Source organism: Raskinella chloraquaticus (SeqCode), assembly GCF_021731865.1.
Lineage (GTDB): Bacteria > Pseudomonadota > Alphaproteobacteria > Rhizobiales > UBA4765 > Raskinella > Raskinella chloraquaticus.
Genome location: NZ_JAKFWN010000020.1, coordinates 28,300 through 43,691 on the forward strand (window position 1 = coordinate 28,300; position 15,392 = coordinate 43,691).

Consider the following 15,392-nt stretch of genomic DNA (forward strand, 5'->3'; position numbering starts at 1 on the left):
AGCCCCATACCACCCCTATTCCGCCGCCTGGCGATAGGCCTGCATCTGCTGGATTGCCTTGCGGTATTCAACCGGCATGACTTTACGGAATTTGGGACGGTAGGTCGCCCAGTTGTCGAGAATCTTCCTGGCTTTCAATGAGCCCGTATAGGCGTGATGGTTTTCGACGAGCTGCACCAACCGCTCCTCATCATGACGCGTCAGGTCTCCGCCCACATCGACCCTGCCTTTGTGCTCAAGATCCCCGCCATGATGAAAATGGCGCTCAAGCAGCACCTCTTCTTCCTCCACCGGCTCAAGTTCGACCATCGACAGATTGCACCGGCTCTCGAACTGGCCATCCTCGTCGAGCACATAGGCGACACCGCCTGACATGCCGGCGGCAAAATTACGTCCCGTCGACCCCAGGATGACAGCAATGCCACCCGTCATATATTCGCACCCGTGGTCGCCGACGCCCTCGACGACCGCGACCGCCCCGGAATTGCGAACAGCAAAGCGCTCGCCGGCAACACCGCTGAAATAGGCTTCACCCGCAATCGCCCCATAGAGAACCGTATTGCCGACGATGATCGCCTTGTCAGCTTCGATCGTCGACTGCGCCGAGGGACGGATGATGAGAAGCCCCCCCGACAGGCCCTTTCCGACATAATCATTCGCCTGCCCGTGGAGGGTCATGGTGACCCCGCCCGCAAGCCAGGCACCGAATGACTGGCCAGCCGTCCCATGAAGATCGATCTCGATCGTGTCGTCCGGCAGTCCTTCATGGCCAAAGCGCCGCGCCACCTCGCCCGACAGCATGGCGCCGACCGCGCGATCAGTATTGCCGATATCGTGGTCGATCTTGACCGGGCCGCCACCGTCGAGTGCTGGCATCGCCGCAGCGATAAGCTTGCGATCAAGCACATTGGCGATGGGGTGATTCTGGCGCTCGCAATGGCGGATCGCCGTGCCTTCGCCTGCTTGCGCCTTGGCAAAAAGCCGGTCGAAATTGAGCCCCTTCGCCTTCCAATGGGTGATATCGTCACGCTTGGCGAGATACTCGCAAGCCCCCACCAATTCATCGAAACGGCGCACACCCATCGCCGCCATGAGTTCACGCACTTCTTCGGCCACGAAGAAGAAATAATTGATGACGTGCTCAGGCGTTCCCTTGAAGCGCCGGCGCAACACCGGGTCCTGCGTCGCCACACCCACCGGACAGGTGTTGAGATGGCATTTGCGCATCATGATGCAGCCGGCGGCTATCAACGGCGCGGTTGAAAAGCCGAACTCATCCGCCCCCAGCAGCGCGCCGATGATGACATCGCGCCCGGTGCGCAAGCCGCCATCGACCTGCAGCGCCACCCGCCCCCGGAGGCGATTGGCAACCAGCGTCTGATGGGTTTCGGCAAGACCCATTTCCCACGGGCTGCCGGCATGCTTGATCGAGGTGAGCGGCGAAGCGCCGGTGCCGCCCTCATAGCCTGAGATGGTGATGTGGTCGGCACGCGATTTGGCAACACCGGCCGCGACCGTGCCCACACCCACCTCCGATACCAGCTTGACCGAAATATCGGCCTGCGGGTTGACGTTCTTGAGGTCGAAAATGAGCTGCGCCAGATCCTCGATCGAATAAATATCGTGATGCGGCGGCGGCGAAATCAGACCAACACCGGGCGTTGAATGGCGCACTTTGGCGATGCTCGCATCCACCTTGTGGCCCGGCAACTGCCCGCCCTCACCGGGCTTGGCACCCTGCGCCACCTTGATTTGCAACATATCGGCATTGACGAGATATTCCGTCGTCACCCCGAAACGCCCGGAGGCAACCTGCTTGATGGCCGAGCGCATCGGATTGGCAGACCCATCCTCAAGCGGCATGAAGCGGTCGGCCTCTTCGCCGCCTTCGCCCGTATTCGACTTGCCGCCGATCGCGTTCATCGCCCTGGCAAGCGTCGTATGCGCCTCGCGACTGATCGAACCAAACGACATGGCGCCCGTTGAAAAGCGCTTGACAATATCGGCGGCCGGTTCGACCTCATCGAGCCCGACCGGCATGCGCCCGACTTCGTCCGCGCCCTTCAGGTGGAAAAGGCCGCGCACGGTTGTGAAGCGCTCGTTCTGCTCGTTCACCTCGCGGGCAAATTCGCGGTAGGTGGCCGGCAGGTTGGCGCGTACCGCATGCTGGAGATGCGCGACGATATCGGGCGTCCATGCATGGTCTTCACCTCGCGTTCTGAAGGCGTATTCGCCACCGATATCGAGCGTGTGACGCAGCACCGGGTCCTCGCCGAAGGCCAGGCCATGGCGCATCACCGTTTCTTCGGCGATCTCGGCAAAACCAATGCCGCCAATGGTCGAGGCGGTGCCGTAGAAGAAGCGGTCAACCAGCTCCTGTGACAGGCCGAGCGCGTCGAAAATCTGCGCCCCGCAATAGGATTGATAGGTCGAGATGCCCATCTTCGACATCACCTTGAGGATGCCCTTGCCGACCGATTTGATGTACCGCCGGACGACTTCGTCGCCATCAACCTCAGGCGGCAATTCGCCACGCCGCTGAATGTCACGCATGGTATCAAAGGCAAGCCACGGATTGATCGCTTCCGCTCCATAGCCCGCCAGACAGCAGAAATGGTGCACCTCGCGCGCTTCACCGGTCTCGACAACAAGGCCGACCGAGGTCCTGAGCCCCTTGCGTATGAGGTGGTGATGAACGCCGGCGGTTGCCAGCAGCGCCGGGATGGGAATACGCCCCGGCCCTACCAGCCGATCGGACAGGATGATGATGTTGCGCTCTTCATTGACGACGAAACGCTCGGCCTTTTCGCACACCCGCTGCAAGGCCTCCGCCATCCCCGCCGCACCCTTGTCGGCCGCATAGGTGATGTCGAGGGTCACCGTCATGAAATGGTTTTCCGCCATTTCCGAGATACCGCGGATCTTTTCCAGATCTTCGTTCGACAGGATGGGCTGGCGCACTTCGAGGCGCTTTTCATCCCACAGCTTGTGCGTGTCGAAAACGTTGGGGCGCGGACCGATGAAGGAAACAAGGCTCATCACCATTTCCTCGCGGATCGGATCGATCGGCGGATTGGTGACCTGCGCGAAGTTCTGCTTGAAATAGGTGTAGAGAAGCTTTGATTTCGACGACAACGCCGAGATCGGCGTATCCGTTCCCATCGAGCCGACGGCCTCTTGCCCCGTGGTCGCCATCGGCGCCATCAGCAGCTTCACGTCTTCCTGCGTATAGCCAAACGCCTGCTGCAGGTCGAGCAACGCGCTCTTGGCGCGTGGCCCGCTTGCCTCCATTGCCGGCATCTCTTCGAGGATGATCTGCGTCCGGTCGAGGATGTCGCGATAGGGATGCTGCGAGGCAAGCTCCTTCTTCACCTCCTCATCATCGATGATGCGGCCCTTTTCCAGATCGATCAGCAGCATGCGTCCAGGCTGCAACCGCCATTTGTGAATGATGCGGCTTTCCTCGATCGGCAGCGCCCCCATCTCGGAGGACATCACCACGAGCCCGTCATCGGTGACAAAATAGCGCGCCGGCCGCAGGCCGTTGCGGTCAAGCGTCGCGCCAATCTGCCGGCCATCGGAAAACGCCACCGCCGCCGGGCCATCCCACGGCTCCATGATCGCCGCGTGATATTCGTAGAAGGCACGCAGACCGTCATCCATCAGCTTGTTGCCGGTCCACGCTTCGGGGATCAGCACCATCATGGCATGCGCCAGGCTGTAGCCACCCTGGATGAGAAATTCGAGGGCGTTGTCAAAACATGCCGTGTCCGACTGTCCCTCATAGGAAATCGGCCAGAGCAGATCGATGGTATCGCCGAATTTCTCCGAGCTCATCGTCGCCTGACGCGCCGCCATCCAGTTGACGTTGCCGCGCAACGTGTTGATCTCGCCATTATGCGCCACCAGGCGATAGGGGTGCGCCAGCGGCCAGGCCGGGAAAGTATTGGTCGAAAACCGCTGGTGCACGAGCGCCAGCGCCGACGCGAAATCCGGGCTCGACAGATCGGGATAGTAGGTCGCCAGCTGATCGGCGAGGAACATGCCCTTGTAGGTGATCGTGCGGCACGACAGCGAGACGACGTAGAACCCCTCCATCGCCGGATCGTTCTGCGCGGCAACGAAGTTCGAGAGCACCTTGCGGATGATGTAGAGACGACGCTCGAAAGCCTCCTCGCTCTTGATCGCCGCGCCACGTTCGATGAAGCACTGGACCTGGTAGGGTTCCGACGGCTTGACGCTCTCGCCAAGTGTTGAATTGTCGGTTGGCACAACGCGCCAGCCAAGAAGCTTCTGCCCGAACTCCGAGCAAATCTCCGTCAGCCGCTTCTTGATCTTTCCGCGACTATCCGCATCGAGCGGCATGAAAATATGACCGACCGCATAGCGGCCAGGTTCTGGAAGGACGATGTCGAGCCCGGCTGCTTCCCGGACAAAGAAGGGGTGAGGGATCTGCACCAGCATGCCGGCGCCATCGCCAGCCCGCGGATCAGCCCCCACCGCCCCGCGATGCTCGAGATTTTGCAGCATGCGTATGCCCATGGTGACGATGTCATGGGATTTCTCTCCCGACATGCGGGCAACAAAGCCAACGCCGCAGGCATCATGCTCACGTTTGGGATCAAACAGGCCATGGGCGAGCGGTTTGCCCGGGCGAACCGTTCGGGCTGTCGTTGACAACCCGGTTTCCACACCCGTTACCGCATTGTGGCCAAGCGATTGATCGCCCATGCGTGCCTCCATCCGTTCCGTCCGTCATCGTCAGGGCAAACTGATCGGCTCTGCCCCTGCGAAAATATGGCAACATACCTGTCCTAAACGAAAGCGCACCCTGCCACAGCTTGCAACCCCTCACAAGCCGCCAGTGCCATCGCTCAACATAGTCTTTCGTAAACTCCGTCTTGGCCATACCAATGATTGCGAATAATGACCATCCACGGCAATCAAACACCAATCAACCGGCCCCGCGGTTGATCCTTGCGTTTTACGCAGCCACATTGTGGGCTTGGTATTCAAATTTGGGAAAGCAGCAGCAATGTCATTTGCGAGCGACAACTGGGCGGGTGCCAGCACACCCGTCATCAATGCGGTATCGGCAGCCATGCAGGCCGGACCGGCGACCGCCTATGGCGCCGACGAATGGACCGGGCGGGCTGAACAATCCATTTCAGCCTTTTTCGAGCGCGATTGCGCCGTTTTTTTCATGACCTCCGGCACGGCCGCCAACGCGCTGGCGCTTGCCCATGTAACGCCGCCCTGGGGCACCATCTATGCCCATGAGATGGCACATGTCGCGACCAGCGAATGCGGCGCGCCGGAATTCTACAGTGGCGCCAAACTCCATGGCGTTGCAGGGGCAGGCGCAAAAATCGCGCCGCAAGCGCTGGATGCGGCCATCTCCCGGGCCCGGCGGGGAGATGCGCATTCGACGCAGCCAGCGACCTTGAGCCTCACCAATCTCACCGAGTGCGGCACCTGCTATACACCCGCCGAAATCACCGCGCTCGCGGCTCTGGCGCATGCGCATCATCTCACCGTCCATCTTGATGGCGCCCGTTTCGCCAATGCTCTCGTCAGTACCAATGCCAGCCCCGCCGCCATGACATGGCAAGCCGGTGTCGACGTCATGTCGCTCGGCGCCACCAAGAACGGCGCCATGGCGGCCGAAGCGGTCGTTTTCTTCGATCCTGCCCGCGCCAGTGATTTTCTCTATCGTCGCATGCGTGGCGGCCATCTTTTATCTAAAATGCGGTTCGTTGCCGCCCAGGTCGAGGCCTGGTTGAAAGACGATCACTGGCGCGATCTGGCAGCCCATGCCAACGCCATGGCCAAGCGCCTTGCTGATGGCCTCGTCACGAGCGGATTGATGCTCGCCTGGCCAGCTGACGGCAATGAGGTGTTCCCCATCATGCCGATGGCGCTTGCCGATCACTTGCGTCAGTCAGGCCATGTTTTCTACCCCTGGCCAGGCGCATCATCACTTGCAGCTGGCGCGAGCCTGAAACCGCATGAGGAAATTTCCCGCCTTATCTGTTCGTTTCAAACAAAAGTGACGGACGTGGATGATTTTCTTGCCGCGCTCGCCACCGCGCGCCGCCAGGCCTGAGAGAAACTGCAAAAAGGAGAACGATATGGGCGAACGTGTAGCCATCATCACCGCCGGCGGCAGCGGCATGGGGGCGGCAGCTGCCCGCCGTCTTGCGGCTGACGGCTTTTCGGTCGCCATCCTCTCCTCGTCCGGCAAAGGCGAAGCCCTGGCCGGGGAACTGGGCGGCCTTGGCGTCACCGGTTCCAACCAGTCGAATGCGGATCTCAGCCGCCTTGTCGACCGCACGCTTGAGCGCTGGGGGCGCATTGATGTCCTCGTCAACAGCGCTGGCCATGGGCCACGCGCCCCTCTCCTCGACATATCGGACGAGGACTGGCATCGCGGCATGGAGGTGTATTTCCTCAATGTCGTTCGCCCGGCACGGCTGGTGACCCCGATCATGCAGAAGCAGAAGGGCGGGGCGATCATCAACATCTCGACCTTCGCCGCCTTCGAGCCGGACGCGAATTTTCCCACATCCGGCGTCTTTCGCGCCGGGCTTGCCGCCTATACCAAACTCTTTTCCGACCGCTACGCGGCTGAAAACATCCGCATGAACAACGTTCTTCCCGGCTTCATCGACAGCTTCCCGCCGAAGGAGGAATTCCGCAGCCGTATTCCGCTCGGGCGCTATGGCAAGGTGAGCGAGATTGCCGACACCATCGCCTTTCTGGCATCGCCCGGCGCTGCCTATATCACGGGGCAGAATTTGCGCGTGGATGGCGGGATCACCCGGTCCGTGTAAGCGCATCCTCGAGCCCACAAAAAAGGCGCCCCTCTGGGAAGGGGGCGCCCCTTGTCAGTTTAACCGCTCCGAAACGCTCAGGCGGCCGTCTTGACGCCTTCAATCTTGGCGCCTTCCAGCGCCCGCGAAGCACCGGCCTTGATCGGAATGAGCTTGGGCTTCTTGGCTTCCGGGATCTCGCGCACCAGATCGATGTGCAGGAGGCCGTTTTCCAGCACCGCACCCACCACCTGGACATGATCGGCGAGCTGGAAGCGCCGCTCGAAGGAACGCCCGGCAATGCCCTGGAACAGCACCTCGCGCTGATCGTCAGCTTTTTCGGCCCTGTCGCCGCGCACCGTCAACGCCAGTTCCTTGACCTCGATGCTGAGGTCCTTTTCGGCAAAGCCGGCAACCGCGATCGACACGCGATAGGCATTTTCCGCCGTGCGCTCGATATTATAGGGCGGATAGGCCGGCACGGTCTCGGCGCCACCGACCTGATCAAGAATCTGGAACAGCCGGTCGAAGCCAACGGTTGAACGATAAAGCGGGGAAAAATCGATACGCATGACATATCCTCCTCAAGAAGCGACATGATGGCGACCACAGGCGCAGGCCCGCAGGCGCACGTGAACACAAACCGGCCCACGGGGCCCGGCCTGTCATGGCTCCCGGTTGGGCCGCCACAAGGGTGATGTAGGAAACGATCAAACGGACACAAGGGCGGCGACAGAAAAAATATAACAAACGCGGCTGAAACCGGGCGGATCAGATGAATCGGGCGTGAACAGGCAGGTAGCGTCCGGTTCAAGCAGGCGCCGGTATACGGGACGCCAACATGATCGCTTTTTGCCTGCCGGATATCCTTATGCGTCGTCGCTCCCTCTTTCTCATCCTTGCCAGCCTGTCGGCGCTCACCTTGCCGTTGGCTGCCCAGATCTTCACCAGCAAGCCGGCAGCGCCTCCGGATAGCGAGACGATCAGCGCTTTGCTGCTGCGGCGCGGCTATCGCCACCTGGGTGACATCCGCAAACGCGGCGATGTCTATCTGGTGAGCGCGACCAGCGCACGTGGCGACCGGCGCCAACTGGTCGTAGCCAGCGATGGCACGATTGTCGGCGAGCGTCCTCACCCCTGACCGGGCGCTCCGCGCCACGTCCCTCAGTGCCATGCCGGCCAATCAGCTCTAGGTTAGCGCGCGAGCGACTGGTAGAGGGACATGATACGATTGAGGTCTTGTGTCAGGAGCCGGACCGGATCCCGACCCTGATCGTCCCTTCTGTCCGCGAGAGCGTCGATGCCGTTGATCGCCACCCCTGCTAATCCCGTTCCTGATGGCGCACGCGTGGAGATGATCCAGGCAAGCGACGCGATCAGCCTGCGCACGGCCAGCTGGCTTGCCACATCCGGCCAGGGCCGGGGCACCATCTGCCTGTTACAGGGGCGGGCCGAATACATCGAAAAATATTTCGAGACCATAACCAATCTGCGCGCCAAAGGCTTTGCGGTAGCGACCCTTGACTGGCGGGGCCAAGGCGGCTCTCAACGCTTGTTATCCAACCCGGGCAAGGGCCACATCAGCCATTACGACCGCTATGAAACCGATCTGGTGGCCCTGTTCGAGCAGGTCGTCAGGAAAGATTGCCCGCCGCCCTATTACGCGCTTGCACATTCAACGGGCGGTCTGATTGTGCTGCGCTTCATGACCCGCCGGGCACGCTATTTCGAACGCGCGGTATTGACCTGTCCCTTTCTCGGGCTTGGAACATCCTATGAGCCCGTGGCCATCGCCCGTCTTCTGGTGCGCGTGGCAAACGAGACCGGCTTCGGGCGATTTTTTATCCCGACCGGCAGTGCCAAGCCCGGCGACAACCAGCCGTTTCTCGGCAATGTGCTGACGTCGGATGAGGCGCGCTATGCGCGCAACGCCGCCATCATCGCGGCAGCGCCGCAGCTAGGCATCGGCTCCCCGACCATCGGCTGGGTCGGCGCCTCGCTTGCTGCCATGGCCGATATCGAGAGTGAAGGTGTGATGGAACAGACCAAGGTGCCTTTACTGATCCTCAGTTCTGGTAACGACGCTATCGTTTCCAATCGCGCCATTGACGCCATCGCCCGGCGTCTGCCGATGGCCCGCCATCTCACGATCACCGGTGCCCGCCACGAATTGCTGATGGAACGAGATATCGCGCGTGAGCAGGTCTTGGCGGCGATTGATACTTTTTTCAGCGATGACAGTGGCCGAACACGCTGATCAACGCCGCTTCACGCCGCCACCCGCCTTGTTGAAGCAAATTGCGTTTACACGGCATCGCAACCTGCTCTTATCTTGTTGTTTTCGCATGCTGTTATCGAAAAACAGGCTTCACTTTTTCGCAGCATGCTCTAGCCGTTGAGGTGACGCAACGCCGGCTCAATGAGCCGCCTGTCGCCCACCGCCAGAACATCGCCACCGGCTCGGGCACGCCTGCCCTGCCAGTCGACCACGGCGCCGCCGGCAGCCTCGATGATCGGCACGGCGGCGATGATGTCATGGTCATCGAGCCCCGTCTCGACCACCATATCAATGGTGCCGAGCGCCACCAGGCAGAACGCGTAACAGTCGACACCAAAGCGTGTAAGCTTCACGCTGTGGCTGAGCCGCGAAAACCGCTCGCTCCTGTCGCCACGGAACAAGGTGGGGCTGGTTGAAAACAGCGTTGCCTCGCCAAGGCCGGCACAGCGGCGGCAATGCAAGGGCGCGTCAACCCCGCCGCGTCGATAACGCGACCGGCCACCGCCACCATAAAACCGCTCATCGGTAAACGGATGGGCGATCGAACCGAGGCATGGCTCGCCCCCCTGCATGAGGCCGATCATGGTTCCCCACAGCGGCATGCCGGACACGAATTGCCGCGTCCCGTCAATCGGATCGAGATGCCAGACGCGACCGGCCTGCGGCTTGTGGTCGGGAAATTCCTCGCCCGCGATCCCGTCATCAGGATATCGCGCCATGATGAGACGCCGCAACGTCAGCTCCGCCTGGCGATCAGCTTCCGTCACCGGATCAAAATCACCCGGCTCATTGCCCTTGCTGTCGACAACCAGATGCCCCCGAAACATCGGCAAGGTGACCGCCTGCGCCGCATCATTTAATTCGTCAAGAAAGAGAAATTCGTCGCAAACCATCGAACCACCTGAATTCCGAGCGGGATTGATATAGGTATTTTATCGCAGTGCAAAAAAGTCGCAGCCTGATGACGCTGCTGCCACAAGGGATACCCCTCATCATTTTTCGTGAATTTTCATAAGAATGCTTCAGTCAAATAAATTTTGTTCCAGAAAACACCTCATATTTTATTATTTTTTGTCGATTCTTTCTGTTGCGCATAGCTGACCAAACGCCAGCGCATGAACCTTGCGGCATTTTACGTTGCGGCGCACTTGCATTTTCTTTTGCACTGCACCATTATCGTCATGAGCGGTGAGACGTTGCTGCGTCGCACCGCTGCCCTCCTTGGGCGTTTCCTCCCTAGACTTGGGCCGTTCGCCAACGCGGACGGCCCCCTTTTCTTCAAGTCTGGTCGTGGGTCCCGGCACATCGATTGCAATCTCTGTACAGTCTTACTCGGCGGCAGCCGCCGCGCTGTCTGAGAGCGGCGTATCAAGCGCAATCAACGTCTCGGCTAAAATCATCAGATGGGCTTGCAGCCGCTCGAAATCAGCGGTCTTCGTGCATGTGGTTTCATCAAGATAGAGAGCGCGGTTGATCTCGATCTGGATGGCGTGCCAGCCGATGGCCGGCGTTCCGTATTGCTCGGTGATATAGCCCCCGGCGTAAGGCTTGTTGCGCAGGACGCTGTAGCCAAGCCGCGTCAATGTCAGTTCCACATGGTCGCTCAACTCGCAGGCGCAGCTTGTGCCATGGCGATCACCGATGATGAAATCAGCCCGCATGCGCTCCCCGCCCTGGCGCACAACAGAGGGCATCGAATGACAGTCAACCAGCACCATATAACCGAATGTCTGGCGCAGGCGCTTCATCAGCCCGTTGAGCGCTGCATGATAGGGCTTGTGGAAGAGATCAATGCGCGCCAGCGCCTCATTCACCTTGAGCGGGCTGGCGTAGATTTCCTCGGCATCAGCCACGACGCGGGCGATCGTGCCAAGCCCGCCCGCAACGCGCAGCGAGCGCGTATTGGCAAAGGCCGGCAAACGCCCGCTGAACATGCGCGGGTCAAGCTCATAAGGCTCGCGATTAACGTCAAGGAAAGCGCGCGGGAAATGGGCGCGCATCAGCGGTGCGCCGCGCTCGACAACACCTGCAAACAACTCGTCAACAAAAGCATCTTCCGAGCGGCGCAGGGTGAGGGCGTCAAGCCGGGAGGCTGCCAGAAATGATTTGGGATAATGATTTCCCGAATGAGGGGAGTTGAAAATAACGGGCGCACGCAGCATCTGCGGCTCCATGATGTCGAATGCCGGCCGTTCGAGCGGATCGCTATAGTCCATGAAATCAGCCTTCGCCTGAGAGGTTATCATCAAAAACGATCCGCCACCTGGCGGATATCTTCGTCAGCCCGCCAGCATCCACCGGCCCCATCGATGTCCGGCGCCGCACACCTCCCGCTCCAACGGCTTTCGACGAATAAGGACCATGATATGTCATTAATCTGCAATAGAGTGCACGAAAATTTACGCTCTGTTAAGCATGTTGGATGACATGATAATGTGATGACGATGAACGCAGCGCGGTGTCATTCGCGCTGTCGGCACTGGAAGTTAACCGCGCAGGTCCTTTATGACAAAAATCCTTCTGGCAGAAGACGATCACAGCTTGCGTCGCTTTCTCTCCAAGGTTCTGACAACAGCTGGCTATGAGGTGACGTCCTTCGACAATGGACGCTCCGCCTTTGAGCGGTTGCGTGAAGAACCGTTCACACTCCTGCTGACCGACATCGTCATGCCGGAAATGGACGGCATCGAACTCGCCCGCCGCGCCACCGAAATCGACCCGGCGCTGAAGGTCATGTTCATCACCGGCTTTGCGGCGGTGGTCCTCAATCCTGATTCGAACGCCCCGCGCGACGCGCGTGTGATCTCCAAGCCTTTTCACCTGAAAGAACTTGTGGGCGAAGTCCAGCGCATGCTCGCCGCCTGACACTTTACAAATAACAACCAAGGCTTGCAGCCCTTCACTTGATCGGTTAAGAGCCTTTTCCGTCTTGCGGAATGGGTGCGTAGCTCAGCGGGAGAGCACTTCCTTGACATGGAAGGGGTCACAGGTTCGATCCCTGTCGCACCCACCATCCCCTTCCCTGCTCATGACAAAGAATGCTTTCCTGTGTCGCCGCCGCCGGCACCACGTCTTCACGGCGTCTTGCACGCTCCATGACGAGGTCCGCCGGCGTGTCCTGTGTCTGACAGGCTGGATTAGGTCAAAGTTTGAGGCGCTCCGACAATGAATCTGAAGGCCCTGCAGTGCCTGGTCGCCATTCACGACAGTCAGTCCTTTCTCGAGGCAGCAAGACGCCTTGGCTTCAAGCAATCCTCTGTCAGCATGCATATCAAGGCGCTTGAGGACGAATTGGGCGTCGCACTTTTTGACCGCTCCGTGCGCCCGCCGGCGATGACGGAGGCGGCGATTGCGATTGTCCGGCCCGCACGCGAGATCCTGGGTCTGGTGCGCTCCATCGCCGAGACCGTGAAGGCCGGAGACAGTCTCACCGGCCGTCTGACCCTTGGCGTTATTCCCACTGCCTCATCAAGCCTGCTGCCTGATGCGCTGCTCGGACTGGGGAGGCGCTATCCAGGCATCCGCATCACCGTTGAAAGCGGCCTGTCCGGCTCGCTCGTCGATCATGTGCTGGCGGGCAAGCTTGACGGCGCCGTCATTACCGAGCCGCCGGCCCTGCCGCCCGAGCTGCGCTGCGAGACCATCCTGCGCGAGCGGCTCATGATCATTGCCGCTCCCGGCTTCAAGGGCACTCTGGGGCTAGCCCAAAGCGAACACCACCCCTTCATCCGCTTCAATCGTCGGGTCGGCGTTGGCGAGATCATTGACCGCTATCTGCAGCGCAAAGGGCTCCATCCCGAAGAGCATATGGAGCTTGATTCGCTTGACGCCATTCTCGCCATGGTCGAACGCGGCCTGGGTATCGCCATTGTTCCCGAGCGCAGCCTGGGCAGCGCCCGGCGCGACATGATCAGGCTGTCGTTTATCGATGATCCCGAAGCCTCGCGCAATGTGTCGCTGATCTTCCACGCACAATCGGCCAAATCAGCCTTGCTGCTCGGGCTGCTCAATTCGTTCCGTGTCACCGCGTCTGCCGGTTCGCGACTTGCAAGCGGGTCGTAATCTTTCATTAAATGTCGAAATAATGAATTTAGCGCGCGTGAAATTTCGTTTGATTGATTTTAGCGACACTGCCATACTGTCACAATCACGTTTTGGTGACAGGAGGGCAGATCATGTCGTTGACCCTGACAGCAGACCAGTCGGCGTTGCGCGAGCGCGCCCGCGACTTTGCCCTCCACACCGTTCGCCCGCGCGCCGCCGCCATTGATCGCAACGGCGATTACCCGCTTGATATTGTCACGGCGCTGACAGCTGAAGGCTTCATGGGCATGACCATTCCGCTGGCTTATGGCGGCCAGGGACGCTCCTTTTTCGATGCCGTGCTGGTGGTCGAGGAGATGGCAAAACAATGCGCCGTCACCGCCCGCATCGTCGTTGAGGCCAATATGGGCGCACTGGCCGCCATCATGCATTATGGCAGCGAAGAGCAGAAACAACTGGCAGCAGCCCTGGTTCTGGCCGGCGACAAACCGGCGATCTGTATTTCCGAGCCCGATGCCGGCTCCGACGCCACCTCGATGACAACCCGCGCTGACCGGCGCGGCGACCATTTCATCCTCAATGGTTGCAAGCACTGGATCACCGGTGCGGGCATTTCCCGGCTCCATCTCATTTTCGCCCGCGCCTTCGATGAATCTGGCCGCGAACTCGGCATTGGCGGGTTCATCGCCATCGCTGGCGAGGATGATGGCATCGCGGTTACCAGGCGGGAAGCAACGCTCGGCTTGCGTGGCATGCCCGAGGGAGAACTGGTGTTCGCTGATCTGAAGATCGCCGCTCATCGCGTTCTTGCCCCGCCAGGCGGTTTCCGCAACGGCTTCGGCGATCTGATGAACGCCTATAACAGCCAGCGTGTCGGGGCTGGAACGGTAGCGATGGGGATTGCTGCGGGTGCGCTCGATGAGGCGCTCGCCTGGGTCAAGGAGCGCCACCAGTTCGGCCGCCCCATCGGCGAATTCCAGGGGCTGCAATGGATGCTGGCTGACATGCAGACCCAGCTCACCGCCGCCCGCCTGATGCTTTATGCCGCCGCCGGGTCGCGAGGGTCCCATGACAGCCCCTTTCCCTGCCCCAATCTGGCAGCGCAGGCCAAGATATTTGCCAGCGAAGCGGCGCAGAAGATCGTCAATGACGCGCTGCAGATGTTCGGCGCCCGCGGCTATTCCAACGCCCTGCCGCTGGAGCGCATGCTGCGCGATGTGCGCATGTTCACCATCGGCGGTGGCACGACACAGGTGCTGCGCAATCTGGTGGCGTCAAAACTCCTGGGCTGGAAACTGCCACAGGCGCGTGATGCCTACGCGCCCGCCCGCTATGCGATCGCCGCGGAATAAATCTGCGCGTCTGGCCCTTGCGCCTGCCAGCGCTTGTTGACAGGCTGCGCGCATGAAGACGCTGCAGTCCATCCGCTCCATCCACGCCCGCGCCGTCGACGTGCCGCTCAACCGGCCGCTCGGGACATCGGCTGCGACCCTGCGCTCCGCGCCGCTCGTTCTCGTCGATGTAACGAGCGAGGATGGCATCACCGGCCACGCCTATCTGTTTGCCTATACGCGTGCTGCCGGCCCGGCCATCATCTCCATGCTGAAGGGTATCGAGGAGATGGTGAAAGGCGACGTTGTTGCCCCCGTCGATCTTGGCCGCAAGCTTGCCAAGCGCTTCCGCCTGATCGGCGTTCAGGGCGTGGTGCGCATGGCAATTGCCGCCTTCGACATCTGCTGCTGGGATATCCTCGCCAAGGCCGCCGGCCAGCCTCTGTCGCATCTGCTGGGCGCCAACGCGTCCAGCGTTCCCGCCTATAACAGCAACGGGCTGGGGTTGATGGAACCAGCCCGTGTTGCCGCTGAGGCGCTGGAACTGCTTGAACCCGGCTTTAGCGCCATCAAGCTGCGCCTCGGCTTTCCAACCATCGCGGAAGATCTTGCAAATATGCGCGCGGTAAGGCGCGCTGTGCCCGACCATGTGGCGGTGATGGTTGATTTCAACCAGGGCCTCGATCTGCCCGAAGCCATGAAGCGTGGCTATGCGCTTGATTGCGAAGGCGCATCCTGGATCGAGGAACCGATCCGCCATGATGATTATGCCGGTAACGCCGAACTTGCTGCCGCGCTGCAAACACCGATCCAGATCGGCGAGAATTTTTCTGGCCCCCACGCCATGGCCATCGCCATCGCCCAACGCGCCGCCGATATCATGATGCCCGACCTTGAACGCATCGGCGGCATCACCGGCTGGCAGCG

12 protein-coding genes and 1 tRNA gene are annotated in these 15,392 nt (G+C 60.6%); 9 read left to right on the plus strand and 4 right to left on the minus strand.

Features of this window, described 5'->3' with window-relative positions; translation table 11 throughout:
• Positions 1–15: 15 nt before the first annotated feature.
• A complete protein-coding gene (gene gltB / locus ACINK1_RS07630; protein WP_376802642.1) occupies positions 16–4,731 on the minus strand; it encodes a glutamate synthase large subunit in 4,716 nt (1,571 codons plus the stop codon).
• A 304-nt stretch (positions 4,732–5,035) separates the two neighbouring features.
• Here gltB and ACINK1_RS07635 point away from each other — a divergent pair, with 304 nt between their 5' ends.
• Positions 5,036–6,106 carry a low specificity L-threonine aldolase gene (locus ACINK1_RS07635; RefSeq protein WP_376802643.1) on the plus strand — a complete coding sequence of 357 codons (1,071 nt, stop codon included), beginning with the start codon at positions 5,036–5,038 and terminating at the stop codon, positions 6,104–6,106.
• 25 nt (positions 6,107–6,131) lie between these two features.
• Positions 6,132–6,833 carry an SDR family oxidoreductase gene (locus ACINK1_RS07640; RefSeq protein ID WP_376802644.1) on the plus strand — a complete coding sequence of 234 codons (702 nt, stop codon included), beginning with the start codon at positions 6,132–6,134 and terminating at the stop codon, positions 6,831–6,833.
• 77 nt (positions 6,834–6,910) lie between these two features.
• Here the strand turns inward: ACINK1_RS07640 and ACINK1_RS07645 are convergent, their stop codons facing one another.
• On the minus strand, positions 6,911–7,384 hold the full coding sequence (locus tag ACINK1_RS07645) for an Hsp20 family protein (protein WP_376802645.1): 474 nt from the start codon (positions 7,382–7,384) through the stop codon (positions 6,911–6,913).
• A gap of 269 nt (positions 7,385–7,653) precedes the next feature.
• Between ACINK1_RS07645 and ACINK1_RS07650 the strand changes: the two genes are divergently transcribed.
• Both ACINK1_RS07650 and ACINK1_RS07655 read left to right on the plus strand, forming a co-directional pair.
• Complete coding sequence (locus ACINK1_RS07650; RefSeq protein WP_376802646.1) at positions 7,654–7,953, plus strand: hypothetical protein; 300 nt, start codon at positions 7,654–7,656, stop codon at positions 7,951–7,953.
• 159 nt (positions 7,954–8,112) lie between these two features.
• Positions 8,113–9,069: an alpha/beta fold hydrolase gene (locus ACINK1_RS07655; protein WP_376802647.1), complete on the plus strand. Its 957-nt coding sequence runs from the start codon at positions 8,113–8,115 to the stop codon at positions 9,067–9,069.
• A 131-nt stretch (positions 9,070–9,200) separates the two neighbouring features.
• Here ACINK1_RS07655 and ACINK1_RS07660 read toward each other — a convergent pair whose 3' ends face one another.
• Complete coding sequence (locus tag ACINK1_RS07660; RefSeq protein ID WP_376802648.1) at positions 9,201–9,983, minus strand: inositol monophosphatase family protein; 783 nt, start codon at positions 9,981–9,983, stop codon at positions 9,201–9,203.
• 435 nt (positions 9,984–10,418) lie between these two features.
• Positions 10,419–11,306: an N-formylglutamate amidohydrolase gene (locus tag ACINK1_RS07665; protein ID WP_376802649.1), complete on the minus strand. Its 888-nt coding sequence runs from the start codon at positions 11,304–11,306 to the stop codon at positions 10,419–10,421.
• Positions 11,307–11,595: 289 nt separating this feature from the next.
• Between ACINK1_RS07665 and cpdR the strand changes: the two genes are divergently transcribed.
• The 5 genes from cpdR to ACINK1_RS07690 form a co-directional block, all read left to right on the plus strand.
• Positions 11,596–11,955: a cell cycle two-component system response regulator CpdR gene (gene cpdR, locus ACINK1_RS07670; protein ID WP_376802650.1), complete on the plus strand. Its 360-nt coding sequence runs from the start codon at positions 11,596–11,598 to the stop codon at positions 11,953–11,955.
• Between the two features lie 73 nt (positions 11,956–12,028).
• Positions 12,029–12,103, plus strand: a tRNA-Val gene (locus ACINK1_RS07675).
• Positions 12,104–12,255: 152 nt separating this feature from the next.
• The gene (locus tag ACINK1_RS07680; protein ID WP_376802651.1) at positions 12,256–13,152 is read left to right on the plus strand and encodes a LysR family transcriptional regulator; all 897 of its coding nucleotides are present in this window, start codon (positions 12,256–12,258) and stop codon (positions 13,150–13,152) included.
• A gap of 113 nt (positions 13,153–13,265) precedes the next feature.
• The gene (acdA, locus tag ACINK1_RS07685) at positions 13,266–14,486 is read left to right on the plus strand and encodes a 3-sulfinopropanoyl-CoA desulfinase (protein WP_376802652.1); all 1,221 of its coding nucleotides are present in this window, start codon (positions 13,266–13,268) and stop codon (positions 14,484–14,486) included.
• A gap of 52 nt (positions 14,487–14,538) precedes the next feature.
• Positions 14,539–15,392, plus strand: an 854-nt coding sequence (locus tag ACINK1_RS07690; protein WP_395760052.1) for an enolase C-terminal domain-like protein, incomplete at its 3' end; no start/stop codon positions are given.

What these genes read in the sequence shown, in the direction of transcription:
- ACINK1_RS07635 (WP_376802643.1), top strand. Translation starts at nt 5,036, where the DNA reads ATGTCATTTGCGAGCGACAACTGGGCGGGTGCCAGCACACCCGTCATC.
- ACINK1_RS07645 (WP_376802645.1), bottom strand. Translation starts at nt 7,384, where the DNA reads ATGCGTATCGATTTTTCCCCGCTTTATCGTTCAACCGTTGGCTTCGAC.
- ACINK1_RS07640 (WP_376802644.1), top strand. Translation starts at nt 6,132, where the DNA reads ATGGGCGAACGTGTAGCCATCATCACCGCCGGCGGCAGCGGCATGGGG.
- gltB (WP_376802642.1), bottom strand. Translation starts at nt 4,731, where the DNA reads ATGGGCGATCAATCGCTTGGCCACAATGCGGTAACGGGTGTGGAAACC.
- acdA (WP_376802652.1), top strand. Translation starts at nt 13,266, where the DNA reads ATGTCGTTGACCCTGACAGCAGACCAGTCGGCGTTGCGCGAGCGCGCC.
- ACINK1_RS07665 (WP_376802649.1), bottom strand. Translation starts at nt 11,306, where the DNA reads ATGGACTATAGCGATCCGCTCGAACGGCCGGCATTCGACATCATGGAG.
- ACINK1_RS07680 (WP_376802651.1), top strand. Translation starts at nt 12,256, where the DNA reads ATGAATCTGAAGGCCCTGCAGTGCCTGGTCGCCATTCACGACAGTCAG.
- ACINK1_RS07655 (WP_376802647.1), top strand. Translation starts at nt 8,113, where the DNA reads ATGCCGTTGATCGCCACCCCTGCTAATCCCGTTCCTGATGGCGCACGC.
- cpdR (WP_376802650.1), top strand. Translation starts at nt 11,596, where the DNA reads ATGACAAAAATCCTTCTGGCAGAAGACGATCACAGCTTGCGTCGCTTT.
- ACINK1_RS07650 (WP_376802646.1), top strand. Translation starts at nt 7,654, where the DNA reads ATGATCGCTTTTTGCCTGCCGGATATCCTTATGCGTCGTCGCTCCCTC.
- ACINK1_RS07660 (WP_376802648.1), bottom strand. Translation starts at nt 9,983, where the DNA reads ATGGTTTGCGACGAATTTCTCTTTCTTGACGAATTAAATGATGCGGCG.